The following is a 15,185-nucleotide window of genomic DNA, read 5'->3' on the forward strand; positions in this document are numbered from 1 at the left end:
AATGGTGATTCTACCGGGTCTTGGAGTATATCGCCTTAACTTTAATATTATTCTGATTGACTTTAAACTGTCTAAAAGAACGTTTAAAGTCGTCTCCTTGGGTGTCTGGAGAATTTGCGTAAAGTAACCAATCTTTTCTTTCCAACTGACCTCTGAAAAGTGCATTAGTATAAGATGTGACGGATACAATATACTTTTCATCTTCTGAAGAGTATGTAGCAATTGCAGGCGCCTGATAGGCAGGTTCTTCGTCACCATTTTCATCTAGAGTAACTTGTGGTTGACCATCTCTTTGAACCGTAAGAGGTTGCCGATCACTTGGTCTATTCAGAATCTCATTGGAACTATCAGTGAAATAAGAAACCAAAAAAGATGGGGGGTTTTGACCATCTGGGACTTCATTGATTTCTCCAATTTCAAAAGTCACCTGATTAAAGGTAACACCCGACAATGTGTCTAAAAACTCATCAAACGGCGATGTGTCCAATTTAATCGTTAATCCTAGATTAGATTTCAAACCAACAGTTTGACCTACATCGTAATTTTCTCCCCGTTCAGAAATTTGTTCAATGGGCGTTCCACTTCGGTCATTTTTAACCCCGTTGAAACTCCTGGAAGAAAGCGTGCTAATTCGGTAACTTTCAGCAATTGTATCTCCCGGATAATGGAAATAAGCCACGATTGCTGTATTGGAGCCCAAATTGATACCGGAAGTCGTATTATCTCCTTCTCGTGCTTTTACGGCCACGCCAGGAAAATAATCCCGGAAAGAAAATAGGTTTTCAAACTCAGGACCCCGCTTCATCTTCCCAAAAATCTCCTCTGCAAACTCTTCCTCTACTTGTAGGTTTACGACGGTGTCTTTGGTTTCCCCATAAATGAATTCTTCAAATGCGATGGGATTTTCCTCGAAAGCCAAAGAATTAAAATTATAGTATAGAGTGTCCAAAATAGGCTCCGTCAATCGATGAACGCTGTAATATTTGGGTTCATCCAGATTTTGCCCATTGACACTGACTACGTCTAGGGTAAAAAAGATAGAATCCAAAATCGCTTCCGTCTCGGGTCTGTCCTCCGTAGAATTGATGTACATCCGCGTAAATCCTGTGCCGGATGTTTTACCAAAAAAATCATCCTCTTCTTCTCCTACCACCAAAACACTCTGATTGGTGGTGTTAAATGAATCCAAAAGAACCATCTCAGCAGGGAGTTCGAATTCGGCGAAATAAACCCCGACTTGATTATTGCCGGGGGCCAATTCAATTCCTACCGTAGCAGGATCAGAACAAGATGTGAATAAAATTAATGATATAAGGGCCGAAAGGGCCCACTTAACCGGCGAGATTAGTGTAAATGCCGTAAAGCTCTTCATGAGCCTGCTCCTCTTCTTCAATGCTGATGTCAAACTTCTTGTCTTTAGAGAAATCCTCAATTAGTTGGTTTAATTCGGCAGAAACTTCGCTGCCTTTCACGACCAAATCGGCATATTCCATGCCCATTCGGATAAAGCCCGTGAAGTCTTTGCTTTTCAAAGGTGCTAAAATAGCGTCATCAATGTCCACCATCTTAACCTTGTTTAACAAATCATCCCCAAATGTATGGGAAAATCCATTGTTATAGATCGCAAAAACTGATTTCGTATCTTTAAAAAGAGGCTCGTTTTTGTAGGTAGTCTTCAAATACATCGGGATCAGGGAAGTCATCCAGTCATTGCAATGCACAATATCAGGGGCCCAGCCGAGTTTTTTTACCGTCTCGATGACGCCTTTGCAGAAAAAGATCGCTCGCTCGTCATTGTCTTCGTAAAACTTCTGTTGCTTATCATGAAATACGCTCTTCCGCTGAAAATAGTCTTCATTATCAATGAAGTACACCTGCAGCTTGGCGTTGGGAATAGACGCTACTTTAATTACCAATGGCTTTTCTTCTTCACCTACGGCAATGTTGATTCCAGACAGTCGCACCACTTCATGCAGTCGGTTCTTTCGCTCGTTGATCAATCCAAACCGAGGTACCAAAATACGGATCTCCATACCACGCTCTTGCATAGCTTGCGGAAGGGATCTTAGGAAATTGGCGACTTCAGAAGTTTGGAGAAAAGGGTTGATTTCACTGGCAACGTAGAGGATACGTAATTTAGACATGCTATTAAATTTTAATGTAAAGTGATAAACAACGGCACAAAGATAATAAAAAAACCCTGAAATGCGTTGTTTTTCTGGATATTAATCTAGTTTTGCCTCTATTTACCCAAAAGTACCCCCAAATCTGTGCTAGTAATCCATACGCCCGCCCAGTGGCAAACTATCCGCCTCCAGTTAATTCATTCCCATAAAACCCTCGGTTTGGTACCTACGATGGGAGCTTTGCATCAGGGCCACTTGGACCTGGTTAGCAGGTCATTGGAAAAATGCGATTATACCATCGTCTCCATATTTGTTAATCCGACCCAATTCAACAATCCGGAGGACTTTGACAAATACCCGCAAAGCTTGGAGCAGGATTTAGAATTGTTGGAGCAGGCTGGTGTGGATGCGGTATTTGTGCCGACAGTCGAGACCATGTATCCCAAAAAACCTGAAATTACCCTGGATTTTGGTTCTTTGGAGCGGGTTTTAGAGGGCGCTTTTCGTCCCGGTCATTTCAATGGGGTGGGGCTCGTGGTTTCCAAGCTTTTTCATATGATCCAACCGGATATTGCTTTTTTTGGACAAAAGGATTTGCAGCAAGTAGCAATCATCCATCGATTGGTCAGCGAGTTTTGCTTTCCTGTAAAATTGGATGTGGTACCCACCAAAAGGGAAGCTGATGGTCTAGCCATGTCTTCAAGAAATAGAAGGCTCGGCGATTCTCAACGAAAACTCGCCCTAATCTTATTTCAAAGTCTCTCGGATGCCAAAAAACTCCTGCTGAAAGGCCATGCCTGGGATGCGATCAAAAAATCCGTAGAAACCCTTTTTGAAAAAGAGGAGGGTGTAAAACTGGACTATTTTTCCTTAGTCGAGCGGGAAAAATTTGAACTTTTGGATAGCTATGATCCCGCTGTAAAATCTTCGATCTGTGTGGCAGCTTTTGTTGGAGAAATCCGTTTGATCGATAACATGCCAATAAATGCTTAATTTTGCGGCCTGAAAAACTAAGCCAATGCAAATTCAACTCATGAAGTCGAAAATCCACCGGGTGAAAGTCACTCAGGCGGAGCTTCACTATGTCGGATCCATCACGATCGATGAGGACTTGATGGATGCGGCTCATTTGATCGAAAATGAGAAAGTCCAGATCGTTAACGTAAATAATGGCGAACGCCTCGAAACCTACGTAATCAAAGGGGAGCGGGGAAGTGGACAGATCTGCCTCAATGGCCCTGCTGCCAGAAAAGTGGCGGTGGGTGATATCGTGATTATCATTTCTTACGCAGGAATGGAGCTCGAAGAGGCAAAAGAATTTAAACCGGTAGTCATTTTTCCGGATGATCAGAATAAATTGATTTGATCATGAACAAAAGGCTAAAGCAAATCATACAAGTGAGTGTTTCCTTAGCTTTAGCAGGCTGGATATTCTGGTTTTTATATAAAGACATCGCGCTCGAAGAACTCCTTGTCCAGATTCGAAGCAGTAATTGGTTTTGGATCGGGTTTTCGCTGGCAATTTCATTGTTGGGCTTCTGGATACGGGGCTGGAGATGGACGCTGTTGATTCGGGAAGACGAAGGAAAAAAAGTCAGTTCTGGAGATGCCTATCATGCGGTGATGGCTGGATACTTGGCCAATCTGGTCGTCCCGAGAGCAGGTGAGGTGGCCCGATGTGGTGTTTTGGTAAGGACCAACGGCGTATCCATGGGTCACTTGATCGGTACTGTTATTTTGGAGCGTTCCATAGATTTACTTTTTTTGGTAGGCACGATATTCCTGGCTTTTGTGGTGGAGCGAGAACTTTTTCTTAATCTAGCCGGACAGTTGGTGGACTTGGATTCCTTGGGAGCAAAGTTGATCGATAACTTACCGCTTTTCCTAACTATTGCCCTAATCCTAGTTGTGTTTTTTTGGATTGTTTTTAGACGATTTAGACAACATAGCTTAATCCAAAAAATTCAGCAATTCACCCGGGAGCTTATCGGAGGAATCAAACGAATCGGAGAGCTAGATAATCCTGCCGGGTTTTGGTTGAGCTCGGTGTTCATCTGGATTATTTATTTTCTCACCATGTATACTGTATCCTTGGGAATCCAAAGTACTGCCAATTTGTCTCTAGGCGAAGTACTATTGGTCATGGTTATGGGAAGTATTGGCATGGTAGCACCCGTTCAAGGTGGCATTGGGACCTTTCATGCTTTAGTGGCCTTTATTTTGATACAGTTTGGAGTAGCGGAAGAGGACGGGAAAATATTCGCAGCGATAATTCATGGCACCCAAGTCTTACTGATTCTAGTAGGCGGATTAGTGAGTTGGGCAATCGTCATGAAAAAAGCAGCTTGGATAAAACCCGCCAAACCCTAACTTCGTATTCAATCCTGCAAACAATTAAACAATGATCATATTAATAGTAGTCGTATTTGCAATTCTCGGTTTTGTAGTCAGCAGCCGCTTGAAAAGTAAATTCAAAAAATACTCGCAAACTGCCCTGGAAGCCAACCTTTCCGGTGCGGAGATTGCCAAACTGATGCTGGCTGACCATAATATCCACGATGTGCAGGTTCTCTCTGTAGAGGGGCAACTGACGGATCACTACAATCCCATGAACAAAACTGTGAACCTCAGTCCGGATGTGTATTATGGACGAAATGCCGCTGCGGCTGCAGTTTCTGCACACGAGTGCGGCCACGCCGTTCAGCACGCCAAAAATTACGCTTGGTTAAACCTTCGGTCGACCTTGGTACCCATTCAGAATGTTTCCGGGAAAATACTAAACGTCGTGTTAATCGCTTCCCTATTTGGAGGATTTGCGCTCGGTTTACCTGTGCCGATTATCGGGTATATCGTCGTCGGTTCTTATTCTGTGATGACCTTGTTTACTTTGGTCACTTTGCCTGTCGAATTTGACGCATCCAACCGTGCACTCGCCTGGGTGAAAACCAGAAATATTGTGACGACATCAGAATATGCGATGTCAAAAGACGCCCTAAAATGGGCTGCCATGACCTATGTAGTTGCTGCGCTTGCATCACTTGCTACTTTAGCATATTACATATTTGTTTTCTTTGGGAATCGAGATTGATTCAAATCAAAATAAAATTCGGAAAGGGGCAACATTTTGCCCCTTTTCTTTTTTTACTATAAATTCCCAACGTTTAAATAAACCCGAACTGAGAAATGAATTTTCAATTGACAGAAGAGCATTTGGCTGTACAGGAAGCCGCTAGAGAATTTGCGCAGAAAGAGTTGTTGCCAGAAGTGATTGATCGGGATATCGAAGCGAGATTTCCAGCAGAACAGGTACAAAAAATGGCCGAGTTGGGATTTCTCGGCATGATGGTCGATCCAAAGTACCATGGCGGTGGAATGGACACACTTTCCTACGTGATTGCCATGGAGGAATTGTCCAAAATCGATGCCTCTGCTTCTGTCGCTATGTCGGTCAACAATTCTTTGGTTTGTTGGGGTTTGGAGAAATACGGAACGGAAGAACAAAAAGAAAAATACCTGAAACCGCTTGCCTCGGGAGAAATCCTGGGGGCATTTTGTCTCTCTGAACCGGAGGCAGGCTCAGACGCCACCTCTCAGCGGACAGAAGCTGTACGAGAAGGAGATTTCTATATCCTAAACGGGACCAAAAACTGGATTACCAACGGTTCTTCGGCCTCAGTTTATTTGGTCATCGCACAGACTGACCATAGTAAAGGTCATAAGGGAATCTCGGCCCTAATTGTGGAAAAGGATTGGGATGGATTTGTAATTGGAAAAAAAGAAGATAAAATGGGTATTCGAGGCTCGGATACGCATTCCTTGATGTTCACCGATGTCAAAGTACCCGTAGAAAACCGAATTGGTGAGGAAGGGTTTGGCTTTAATTTTGCCATGGAAACCCTCAATGGGGGTAGAATTGGTATCGCAGCCCAAGCATTGGGAATTGCTGCCGGAGCCTACGAATTTTCGCTGGCTTATTCCAAAGAGCGAAAGGCTTTTGGAAAACCCATCAGCCAACATCAGGCGATACAGTTTAAACTCGCCGATATGGCGACCCAGATTGAAGCGGCGCGCATGTTAGTATATAAAGCTGCCGTGCTGAAAGATCAAGGAGAAGATTACGCCTACGCATCGGCCATGGCTAAGCTGTATGCCTCAGAAGTCGCTATGAATGTGACCACCGAAGCGGTCCAAATCCATGGGGGCTATGGCTATGTCAGAGAATATCACGTCGAGCGACTTATGCGAGATGCCAAAATCACTCAGATCTATGAGGGGACCTCGGAAATTCAAAAAATAGTCATATCAAGAAGCCTTTTGAGATAGAAAAATCATGAATTTGAAGGGCCTAATTACAAAAAATTATGCCCTTCTTAACTTTTATTAATTTTTTATTCCCTTTTTTACTGTTCTGAAATTGGAAAAGTTATATTTTTGAACATTCAGATTTATCCAAAAATTTAATGGAATATTACAACAAGGTAATTGAATCGGTAAATATCCGATTTTTACGCGGTTTTAATTATCAAATTGAAAAGCCGGTGACCGTCACGGATCACAAGGAATTTGATAATATGTTGATCTTGCTCCATCATGGTAGCCTGAAATTCGGAGATGATCAGGAGATACTCAATGAAGGTGAAATTTTGTTTTTGCCCGGTGAGAAAAAGACGTCTTTGACTTTCGGAAGCAGTTCCAAACTCTCTGAACTCGAAATGGAGTCATTTCGCGACAATAAGCGTAAATATCTGCAGACTATAAGTTTTCGGGATATTAAAAACTCCGAAGATGACTGTATCTCTGTCATAAGTTTTGAATCAAAAGTTTTTGATGTAGTCAATTTCTTCAATTCCCTGGACATTCCTCCTTTTATCATTCGATTCAATGATCGCCTTGCGATGCTCGTCGAGGATCTGATGAAAGAACAAGAGGTGAGTTCTGTCGGAAAAGAGCGCTCACTTCGTGCGCTAACCGAACTTCTGGTTATTGAATTGTTGCGGCATATTTTGAAAAATCGCCTATTCGTAGAGGAGATTTCTACCAATGTCACCTACTTCAAAGATCCGAGATTGATCGAGCTATTTAAATTTATCAAGACCAATCTCAACGGTGATCTTTCTAACAAAGTCTTGGCAAAAATCGCCAATGTGTCAGAAGACTATGTAGGACAGTATTTCAAGATGCTGACTGGAATCAATCCTCAAGATTATATCGAATATCAACGCATGGAAGCAGCGGTGGAGCTTTTGAGAACAACCAAAAAATCCATTCGGGATATCGGCAAAGAAGTCGGATATAAAGATACTGCTTACTTCTGCAGAAGATTTAAGATGATGTACGGCGTTCCTGCCGGAAAAATGCGCAGAAGAGAATCGCTCATTAATCCTTAATTGATTATTAGGCTGTGATTAAGCCAATTGCGATAGCTTAAAACCTCGGTGAGAAAACCGGGGTTTTTTTCTACGCCATTACCAATCACTACCAAATCCGCACCTGCAGAAAACGACTGATGCACTTTTTGAAGACTATCGATTCCTCCACCGATCATCAGTGGGGTAGCTCCGATTTGCTTCTTGACCAATTCGATAATATCAGGTGCCACTGATCCCAAGGCTCCACTTCCCGCATCCAAGAAAATATATTTCATTCCCAAAAGTTTCCCTGCTAACGCGGTTTGAAGGATTTTTTGCTTTTCGGTATTTAAGAGTGGAAGGGTTTGACTTCTTTGGTGCACACTCAAAACCTCCCCATTGTTGACCAAAATATAACCGGTAGGCAGTACTTCCAGTCCGGACTGAGAGATCGAAAGTGCCGCTTGGACTTGCTGATCGATCAAAAACTCCGGATTGCGGCCTGAGATCAGGGATAAGAATAAAATGGCGTCGGCTTCCTCGGAAAACTGAAACCGGGAACCCGGAAATAGAACTAGGGGAACAGCCTGACATCGATTCTTGATTTCTGTAACCAAATCATTCAATCCGCTTCCGCTATAGGTACTTCCTCCCAAAAAAATCAAATCTGGGACTGAGCGCTCATTATCAAATCCTGAAAAATGAGTCCACGTCTCCGAGGTAACTTTCTCGGGGTCGATCAACCAAGCCACTCCTTTTTTCTGATTTTTGGCGAATTGCTTTAGCGTCTTAGCGACCTTCTTTGGGTTTCTGCTCATGATCGCTATCGGGGTTGAATAAATCTTTAAAAAATTTTTCTTTGGCAAGTGCCAAGCCCAATATCAAGAGTCGCTGACTCATGCTCGGCCAAAAAGTAGATTTTTTTGGTTTGGTGATTTTATTGCGAAGATCGTCGTCGAGCAAGCCTTCTCGCTCCAATACGTCAATGGCGCGTTGGGTTTTATTGCTTTTTTTTCGTTTGCTGGCTTTTACGATAGTATAGGCTAAAAGCCCTCCGACGAGGACTGCTCCACCGACTTTGAGCCAATCTTCAGAATCTTTTTTTAGTAAGTCCAGCTGTTTTTGAAGGGTTTGCTCCAGTTCTTCAGCCTTATTTTCAAGTTCATTTTTCATCAGAATCCTCTTCCTTGAGTTTGTCAAAAATAAAACTCTTTATTCCATCTTGTACTTTTTTCTGAATTCCTTGATTGTACCGACTGAGGTATAAAATCAATAAAATCAGCATATACAACAAACTAACCAGCAAAAACCCCATAAAAGGGGATTCGACGAGACTACTGAGATAAAAAGCCAAAGAAAGACTCAGAAATAAAAAGACCAAAAGTACCAATATCACCATCGCCATCAGGAGAATAACCCGGCTTACCATCGCCATGATTTCATCCTGAATCTCGGATTTGACGAGGTTCACACGGGTCTCTATGAGACTCTTGACAGTTTGTATAATTTCGCTGACATTAAGCATACTTCAAAAAACAGGTGAAAGATGAATAGAGTTCGTAATATACTTTAAATGGCTTGAGCAAAAAAATTATACACTGGAGGCATCCTCTTCCTGCCGATAATATTGAAATCGCATTACCGCCTCTATTGCTTTACGAATAGCGACATTGATCGGATAGGATTCAGAAAGATACTGATCCAGATCATTGAGCTGACTGTAATACTCGGTAGCCATAGGAATGGACTTTCCTTGATTGATTTGTACACTTAGCTCTTCAAAGGCTTCTTTTTTACTTTCTTTTAGAATTTTGCAGGTGATCAGTTCCTTGACTCCATTTTTATTTCGCCGGGCAGCACTCCCAAAAATCCTACAGATCATCCCTCGATTGGCATAATTGGAGCAAAAACCAAAACTCCCGTCCTCAGAAGTCTTTCGATAAATCATGCACTGACCGGATTCGGGTAAATTTTCTAAGCTCTCCAAGGCCTGATTAGCCGTGCCTTTTTCATAAAAATCAAAAGCCAAGGGCAAAAACTCCAATGGCGAGGCAGTGACCTTGGGGCTGGAGCAGCAGCGCCCACAACCTGAAATACACGCTAGGCCTCCTTGATCAGCCAGTTCCTTGGTCTCTAGATCCAGCTGACCAAATAATTCCAGTACAGCTTGAGATTTCTCGAATAGATTCATTAATTATGTCAAATGCAGTACAAAAGTACATGAAGTAAGAGTGAATGGTTCAGTATTGCCAAATAATTTTTTAATTGAAAATCAACTAGTTAATAAGCCTTCTTTTTGGAATTAGTCAGAAGTGTGGACGATTTGGCTAGGGAATCGTTTTCTTAGAGATAAATGAAAAATTATGAGTAATTCAGACGAAAAAAAACAAGAAGAAAAAATCCGTAGAGCGTTTAAAGAACGCGACTGGAGCGAGATCAAGAGTGCTGATTCCTGGGCTATTTTTAAAGTCATGTCCGAATTTGTAGAGGGATTTGAAAAACTTGCCAAAATCGGTCCTTGCGTTTCTATTTTTGGCTCTGCCAGGACACCTAGAGATCATGCGCATTATAAAACCGCCGAAGAAATCGCCGCCAAGCTGGTTCGTCATGGCTATGGAGTGATCACCGGCGGTGGTCCGGGTATCATGGAAGCCGGTAATAAAGGGGCTCATTCTGAAGGAGGAAAATCTGTTGGACTAAACATAGTATTGCCTTTTGAGCAGTTTAATAATATTTACATCGATCGAGACAAGCTGATAACGTTTGACTACTTTTTTGTTCGCAAAGTCATGTTTGTCCGATATTCTCAGGGTTTTGTGGTTTTGCCCGGAGGGTTTGGGACGATGGACGAACTCTTTGAAGCGCTTACCTTGATTCAGACCAATAAGATTGGAAGATTCCCCATTGTTTTGGTGGGGAAGGATTATTGGTCGGGTCTCGTGGACTGGATCAAAAAAACCATTCTTTTGCACAAAAACATCAATGAAGAGGATTTGGAGCTCTTTTCTGTTGTGGAAGATGCTACCGAAGCCGTACAAGTCATCGATGATTTCTACAGCAAATATTTACTCAGTCCCAATTTCTAATGAACCGAATCCACCTTTTACCCTTATATGTGCTGAGCCTTTTGGCCTTGATTTTAAGCTTGGTTCTTTGGAAATCTATCTCAGAGAAACAAACTTCTAATGTATTGCCTAGTCCTGAAAATGGTGCGGAATTGGATATGGGGGTGGATTCGATCCGGATTTTTCCTGTTCCAGAGCAACTGGATTTTGCGGGGGAAAAAGTGCCATTGGACGATCGAGAGATTTTTGAGCGATTGGAGCGGGAGATTTACGTCAATGCCTATTGGCAGTCCAATATGATTTTGTTGATGAAGCGTTCGGGGAAATATTTGGAAGAAATGTCGGAAATTTTGAAAGCCAATGGAATCCCGGATGATTTTAAATACGTGGCCATCGCAGAATCGGCTTTGATGAATGTCACTTCCCCTGCCGGAGCCAAAGGTTTTTGGCAGTTTATGCCTGCCACCGCCAAAGAATATGGACTTGAAGTAAGTCGGGATGTGGATGAACGCTATCATTGGCAAAAAGCTACACAGGCTGCCACAGCTTATCTGAACAAATCCTTTCAGCGTTTTGGATCCTGGACTGCCGTGGCAGCGAGTTATAATATGGGACAAAGTGGATTTTCCAGAAGGCAGCGTGAGCAGCTTCAGGAAGATTATTATGACCTATTGCTAAACGATGAAACCAGCCGTTATCTTTTTCGGGTATTGGCCTTCAAGGTGATTTTTGAAAATCCAGAAAAATACGGATTTAACTTAGCTGCCGGTGATTTTTACGAAAATCCCCCACTAAAATCCGTCATGATCAGCGAAAATATCAAAGATTTGGCTCGCTGGGCAAAGGATCACGGGTATTCATACAAAGAACTGAAAATCTATAATCCTTGGCTTCGTCAGCGAAACATCAGAATTCCCCGGGGAAAAAGTTACGAGGTACTCCTTCCAGAAAGGTAAACGCGATCTCTATCCGAATCGCTTTGGAGGCCAAATCATTTATTCAAAAAACAGCGGTAAATGAGAATCTTATTCTAAAGAGGAAAAGATTCTATGGGCAATTCAATAGATTTTTTTACAAGTTGTGGTTTTGCATTAGTTTTTGTTTGTAACTTTGACGGGCAAATAGGGTTACCTATAACCAATATTTGCTATGAATCGAAACTCAGATAAGTTCCTCTTTGAAGCACTCACCTACGACGATGTGCTTCTTGTTCCGGGTTATTCCGAAGTGCTCCCACGCGAGACTAATACTTCAACCCAACTCACCAAAAAAATCAGACTGAATATTCCCTTGGTTTCTGCTGCAATGGATACTGTGACAGAGGCCGAATTGGCTATTGCTATTGCATTGGAAGGTGGTCTTGGATTTATTCACAAAAACATGTCCATCGAAAAGCAAGCTGCCCAAGTACGGAAAGTAAAGCGCTCGCAAGCTGGGATGATTTTGGATCCGATTACCCTGCATATCGATGCCAAGGTAAAAGATGCTGAGAATATCATGCGCGATTTTCATATTGGTGGTATCCCCGTGGTAGACGAGAACCGAGTCCTCAAAGGAATCATCACCAATCGTGATCTTCGGTTTATCAAAGAGCCTAGTCGTCCGATCAAAGAAATCATGACGATTGAAAATCTAATCACTGCCAAAGCAGGGGTTTCTTTGGAGCAGGCAGAGGAAATCCTCCAAGAGTATAAAATCGAAAAGCTGCCGATAGTCGACGATGAAAACAAGCTAACTGGACTAATTACCTACAAAGATATCCTGAAGCGAAAAGACAAGCCTCACGCTTGTAAAGATGAATATGGACGGCTTCGTGTCGGAGCCGCGGTAGGAGTCACGGCAGACATTGTAGAGCGTGTCGAAGCGCTCAAAAATGCAGGTGTAGATGTAGTATCCATTGATACTGCACACGGTCACTCTAAGGGGGTAATCGAAACCTGTAAAAAAATCAAAGCGGCTTTTCCTGATTTGGAAGTAATCGTGGGAAATATTGCTACTCCTGAAGCAGCTATCGCTCTAGCCGAAGCAGGGGCGGATGCAGTCAAGGTAGGAGTAGGGCCTGGATCAATTTGTACTACTCGAATCATCGCCGGTGTCGGAGTTCCTCAGCTTTCAGCCGTATTTGAATGTGCTGAAGCACTCAAAGGAAAGGATGTTCCTGTTATTGCTGACGGAGGAATCAGATATTCCGGAGATCTAGTCAAAGCCGTGGCAGCAGGTGCCAGTTCGATTATGATTGGATCCTTATTAGCCGGTACCGAGGAAGCACCCGGGGAAATGATTATTTTCGAAGGAAGAAAATTCAAATCCTATCGAGGAATGGGTTCTCTCGAAGCCATGGAATCCGGATCAAAAGACCGGTATTTCCAAGACGCAGAGGATAACATCAAAAAATTGGTTCCTGAGGGAATCGTCGGTAGAGTTCCTTATAAAGGATTGGTTGCCGAAGTCCTATATCAGTTAGTCGGAGGACTTCAAGCGGGTATGGGTTATTGCGGAACGAAAACAATCGATGATTTACAAACCAACGGAAAGTTTGTAAAAATCACAGCGGCAGGCGTGAAAGAATCCCATCCACATGACGTCAGCGTGACGAGGGAAGCGCCAAACTATAGCCTCAAATCATAAAAAAAGGCTAGTCGAAAATTTTCGACTAGCCTTTTTTTATTCTCTTATCCAGCCGACTTTCTCGGCCATAGGTTCTCTTTTTCCGGCTGGCCATCGATCACTTGCAGGCTTTGCCACATAGAAAAATCCCATCAACATATCCTCACCTTCCAATCCGAAATCCTCTCTGGCCTCCGGCCAAAAAGTAGGCCCGCCAGTACCCCAATAAGCGGCTAATCCGTGTGCTGATGCGGTCAAATACATATTTTGAACAGCCATAGAAACAGCCGCAATTTCCTCCATCACAGGAATTCCCGAGCCTTCTGTCCGCTTCATCAAAATCGCAATGACATGAGAGGCCTTCAGCGGGTTTTCTTTGAATTTCTGATAAGTCGCCTCTAGAAATTGTGTTCCGTTTTTTTCGGCCCGTGTTTTATATAACTCAGCTTGATAGTCCGCAAATTTCTTTAGGCCATCACCCGTGTACACGATAAACCGCCATGGTTGGGTCAACTTATGAGTCGGGGCCCAATTGGCATTTTCGAGCATTTCTTCGATGATAGAATCATCCACGGGGTCATTTTCCTTAAACTGCGCCACAAACATCGATCGGCGTCCACGGATTATTTTATTGACTTCTGCAATATTGAAATCAGGTTTTTCCATTAAATTTATTGTTTTTAAACAGCCTTGGCTGTTTCCAATTTGTCTATGATGTCTAAATAATCCAGCTTATCCCAGTTTTCGGTTATTAATGGATCAGCCATAACTTTATTCATGATGGCTTCTTGTAATTTCCCCTGAGCGTAAGCCTCCGCATAGCCCATATCTGTAAAAGTAACCATGGAATACAGCGGAATCCATTCCTTGGGATAAAGCTCATGAAGTTTTGCTTCGATTTTTTTCCTGATAATAAATTTCGGATCAGCTACAGAATCTCTCATTTCGATAAAATTCTCCATCGCTAGCTGACAGATCGCATCGGTATCGGGCTTTCTCTTTTTTTGAAATTTTTCGAAAACCAAATCCCAAGAATTGACCCCATATTTTTCGATCAATTGATTGAGAATATAACAGTCCTCAAACCCACAATTCATCCCCTGTCCATAAAAAGGAACCATGGCGTGCGAAGCATCTCCGAGGAGTACACTGTGTCCTTTGACCCAAGGATAGCACTCGACATTAATCAAGGCTGAGGTTGGATTTCGAAAATATTCCGTCTTCAAATCCGGCATGAGGTGATAGGCATCATCAAAATAGGATCGAAAAACCTGATCCAAATCCGCTTCATCGTTGATTTTTTCAAAGCAAACTTTCGCTCCTTCAAAAGGAAGAAATAAGGTACAAGTAAATGATTTATCCGGATTAGGTAAAGCAATCAACATAAATTTCCCTCTCGGCCAGATGTGCAGCGCATTAGGATCCATGGCAAATTCCCCTTCAGCTGTGGGAGGAATAGTCAATTCCTTATATCCGTGGGAAATGTATTCTTGTCGGTAATTAAAGCGGATTTGCTTTTGCATAGCCGTTCTGAGAGCAGAATAAGCTCCGTCAGCCCCGATGATCACCGGAGCAATCTGTTTTTGTTTTCCTTCCTTCGTTTCAAAGGTGATTTCTTGATTCTCGAAATTCACATCCAAAAATTTGTGCTCAAAACGAATCTCAGCCCCTAAACGCTCAGCTTCTTCGGCCAGCAGTTGATTGAATTTTCCTCTGGAAATAGAATAGATCGCCTGATCTTCTTTTCCGTAGGAAATAAAAGTAGTCCCGCCATGCTCGTCATGGACTTTTCGTCCATACATCGGAATAGCCAAGGGTAGGACCTTGTCTTTGAGGCCTACCTGCCCGAGGCTTTTCCATCCACGGTGACTGAGCGCCATGTTTATGGATCTACCACCTTCGTCATAAGGGGTTTTACGTTTATCGGGCCGCTTGTCGTAAACGGTCACGTCAAGGCCTTGTTTTCTAAGATATATTGCCATTAGAGTGCCGATCAAGCCAGCCCCTAATACAGTAATTTCGTTTTTTTCCATGAGGAG

General features: G+C 42.8%; 17 protein-coding genes. 9 read left to right on the plus strand and 8 right to left on the minus strand.

Going from position 1 to position 15,185, the window contains the following annotated elements; genetic code table 11:
- Positions 1-10: 10 nt before the first annotated feature.
- Together BM043_RS07610 and BM043_RS07615 are read right to left on the minus strand one after the other, a co-directional pair.
- The gene (locus BM043_RS07610; RefSeq protein ID WP_092790393.1) at positions 11-1,372 is read right to left on the minus strand and encodes a DUF4270 family protein; all 1,362 of its coding nucleotides are present in this window, start codon (positions 1,370-1,372) and stop codon (positions 11-13) included.
- A complete protein-coding gene (locus BM043_RS07615) occupies positions 1,332-2,144 on the minus strand; it encodes a glycogen/starch synthase (RefSeq protein WP_092790395.1) in 813 nt (270 codons plus the stop codon). Before BM043_RS07615 ends, BM043_RS07610 begins: the two co-directional genes overlap by 41 nt.
- Positions 2,145-2,270: 126 nt before the next feature.
- Between BM043_RS07615 and panC the strand changes: the two genes are divergently transcribed.
- The 6 genes from panC to BM043_RS07645 all read left to right on the plus strand — a co-directional run bounded on the left by panC (position 2,271) and on the right by BM043_RS07645 (position 7,513).
- Positions 2,271-3,119: a pantoate--beta-alanine ligase gene (gene panC, locus BM043_RS07620; protein WP_092790397.1), complete on the plus strand. Its 849-nt coding sequence runs from the start codon at positions 2,271-2,273 to the stop codon at positions 3,117-3,119.
- Positions 3,120-3,144: 25 nt separating this feature from the next.
- A complete protein-coding gene (panD, locus tag BM043_RS07625; protein WP_092790399.1) occupies positions 3,145-3,492 on the plus strand; it encodes an aspartate 1-decarboxylase in 348 nt (115 codons plus the stop codon).
- A gap of 2 nt (positions 3,493-3,494) precedes the next feature.
- A complete protein-coding gene (locus tag BM043_RS07630; protein ID WP_092790401.1) occupies positions 3,495-4,496 on the plus strand; it encodes a lysylphosphatidylglycerol synthase transmembrane domain-containing protein in 1,002 nt (333 codons plus the stop codon).
- A 31-nt stretch (positions 4,497-4,527) separates the two neighbouring features.
- A complete protein-coding gene (locus tag BM043_RS07635) occupies positions 4,528-5,214 on the plus strand; it encodes a zinc metallopeptidase (RefSeq protein ID WP_092790402.1) in 687 nt (228 codons plus the stop codon).
- Between the two features lie 95 nt (positions 5,215-5,309).
- Positions 5,310-6,449, plus strand: coding sequence for an acyl-CoA dehydrogenase (locus BM043_RS07640; protein WP_092790404.1), 1,140 nt, complete (start codon positions 5,310-5,312; stop codon positions 6,447-6,449).
- A 137-nt stretch (positions 6,450-6,586) separates the two neighbouring features.
- The gene (locus tag BM043_RS07645; protein ID WP_092790405.1) at positions 6,587-7,513 is read left to right on the plus strand and encodes a helix-turn-helix domain-containing protein; all 927 of its coding nucleotides are present in this window, start codon (positions 6,587-6,589) and stop codon (positions 7,511-7,513) included.
- Here BM043_RS07645 and BM043_RS07650 read toward each other — a convergent pair.
- From BM043_RS07650 to BM043_RS07665, 4 genes are all read right to left on the minus strand, one after another.
- Positions 7,510-8,292: a geranylgeranylglyceryl/heptaprenylglyceryl phosphate synthase gene (locus BM043_RS07650; RefSeq protein WP_092790407.1), complete on the minus strand. Its 783-nt coding sequence runs from the start codon at positions 8,290-8,292 to the stop codon at positions 7,510-7,512. The two genes, BM043_RS07645 and BM043_RS07650, sit on opposite strands and share 4 nt — an antisense overlap.
- Positions 8,264-8,647: a hypothetical protein gene (locus BM043_RS07655; protein ID WP_092790409.1), complete on the minus strand. Its 384-nt coding sequence runs from the start codon at positions 8,645-8,647 to the stop codon at positions 8,264-8,266. The genes BM043_RS07650 and BM043_RS07655 overlap by 29 nt, the downstream gene beginning before the upstream one ends.
- Complete coding sequence (locus BM043_RS07660; protein WP_092790411.1) at positions 8,637-8,999, minus strand: phage holin family protein; 363 nt, start codon at positions 8,997-8,999, stop codon at positions 8,637-8,639. The genes BM043_RS07655 and BM043_RS07660 overlap by 11 nt, the downstream gene beginning before the upstream one ends.
- A gap of 66 nt (positions 9,000-9,065) precedes the next feature.
- Positions 9,066-9,665, minus strand: coding sequence for a YkgJ family cysteine cluster protein (locus tag BM043_RS07665; protein ID WP_092790413.1), 600 nt, complete (start codon positions 9,663-9,665; stop codon positions 9,066-9,068).
- A gap of 172 nt (positions 9,666-9,837) precedes the next feature.
- Between BM043_RS07665 and BM043_RS07670 the strand changes: the two genes are divergently transcribed.
- The 3 genes from BM043_RS07670 (at position 9,838) to guaB (ending at position 13,167) form a co-directional block, all read left to right on the plus strand.
- The gene (locus BM043_RS07670; protein ID WP_092790415.1) at positions 9,838-10,560 is read left to right on the plus strand and encodes an LOG family protein; all 723 of its coding nucleotides are present in this window, start codon (positions 9,838-9,840) and stop codon (positions 10,558-10,560) included.
- Positions 10,560-11,495 carry a lytic transglycosylase domain-containing protein gene (locus BM043_RS07675; RefSeq protein WP_092790417.1) on the plus strand — a complete coding sequence of 312 codons (936 nt, stop codon included), beginning with the start codon at positions 10,560-10,562 and terminating at the stop codon, positions 11,493-11,495. The genes BM043_RS07670 and BM043_RS07675 overlap by 1 nt, the downstream gene beginning before the upstream one ends.
- Before the next feature lie 193 nt (positions 11,496-11,688).
- Positions 11,689-13,167 (plus strand): IMP dehydrogenase, encoded by a 1,479-nt coding sequence (guaB, locus tag BM043_RS07680; protein ID WP_092790419.1) that lies wholly within the window; start codon positions 11,689-11,691, stop codon positions 13,165-13,167.
- 36 nt (positions 13,168-13,203) lie between these two features.
- On the opposite strand, the gene BM043_RS07685 is transcribed toward guaB, so the two are convergent.
- On the minus strand, positions 13,204-13,812 hold the full coding sequence (locus BM043_RS07685; protein WP_092790420.1) for a nitroreductase family protein: 609 nt from the start codon (positions 13,810-13,812) through the stop codon (positions 13,204-13,206).
- 14 nt (positions 13,813-13,826) lie between these two features.
- On the minus strand, positions 13,827-15,179 hold the full coding sequence (locus tag BM043_RS07690; RefSeq protein ID WP_092790509.1) for an FAD-dependent oxidoreductase: 1,353 nt from the start codon (positions 15,177-15,179) through the stop codon (positions 13,827-13,829).
- Positions 15,180-15,185: the final 6 nt, after the last annotated feature.

Origin of the sequence: Algoriphagus hitonicola (assembly GCF_900113375.1) — a bacterium.
Classification (GTDB): domain Bacteria; phylum Bacteroidota; class Bacteroidia; order Cytophagales; family Cyclobacteriaceae; genus Algoriphagus; species Algoriphagus hitonicola.

Bases quoted from the DNA above. Each gene is read 5' to 3' on its own strand.
- BM043_RS07635 (WP_092790402.1), top strand. From the start codon at position 4,528: ATGATCATATTAATAGTAGTCGTATTTGCAATTCTCGGTTTTGTAGTC.
- guaB (WP_092790419.1), top strand. From the start codon at position 11,689: ATGAATCGAAACTCAGATAAGTTCCTCTTTGAAGCACTCACCTACGAC.
- BM043_RS07675 (WP_092790417.1), top strand. From the start codon at position 10,560: ATGAACCGAATCCACCTTTTACCCTTATATGTGCTGAGCCTTTTGGCC.
- BM043_RS07645 (WP_092790405.1), top strand. From the start codon at position 6,587: ATGGAATATTACAACAAGGTAATTGAATCGGTAAATATCCGATTTTTA.
- BM043_RS07685 (WP_092790420.1), bottom strand. From the start codon at position 13,812: ATGGAAAAACCTGATTTCAATATTGCAGAAGTCAATAAAATAATCCGT.
- BM043_RS07640 (WP_092790404.1), top strand. From the start codon at position 5,310: ATGAATTTTCAATTGACAGAAGAGCATTTGGCTGTACAGGAAGCCGCT.
- BM043_RS07690 (WP_092790509.1), bottom strand. From the start codon at position 15,179: ATGGAAAAAAACGAAATTACTGTATTAGGGGCTGGCTTGATCGGCACT.
- BM043_RS07610 (WP_092790393.1), bottom strand. From the start codon at position 1,372: ATGAAGAGCTTTACGGCATTTACACTAATCTCGCCGGTTAAGTGGGCC.
- BM043_RS07630 (WP_092790401.1), top strand. From the start codon at position 3,495: ATGAACAAAAGGCTAAAGCAAATCATACAAGTGAGTGTTTCCTTAGCT.
- BM043_RS07670 (WP_092790415.1), top strand. From the start codon at position 9,838: ATGAGTAATTCAGACGAAAAAAAACAAGAAGAAAAAATCCGTAGAGCG.
- panD (WP_092790399.1), top strand. From the start codon at position 3,145: ATGCAAATTCAACTCATGAAGTCGAAAATCCACCGGGTGAAAGTCACT.
- BM043_RS07655 (WP_092790409.1), bottom strand. From the start codon at position 8,647: ATGAAAAATGAACTTGAAAATAAGGCTGAAGAACTGGAGCAAACCCTT.
- BM043_RS07660 (WP_092790411.1), bottom strand. From the start codon at position 8,999: ATGCTTAATGTCAGCGAAATTATACAAACTGTCAAGAGTCTCATAGAG.
- BM043_RS07665 (WP_092790413.1), bottom strand. From the start codon at position 9,665: ATGAATCTATTCGAGAAATCTCAAGCTGTACTGGAATTATTTGGTCAG.
- BM043_RS07615 (WP_092790395.1), bottom strand. From the start codon at position 2,144: ATGTCTAAATTACGTATCCTCTACGTTGCCAGTGAAATCAACCCTTTT.
- BM043_RS07650 (WP_092790407.1), bottom strand. From the start codon at position 8,292: ATGAGCAGAAACCCAAAGAAGGTCGCTAAGACGCTAAAGCAATTCGCC.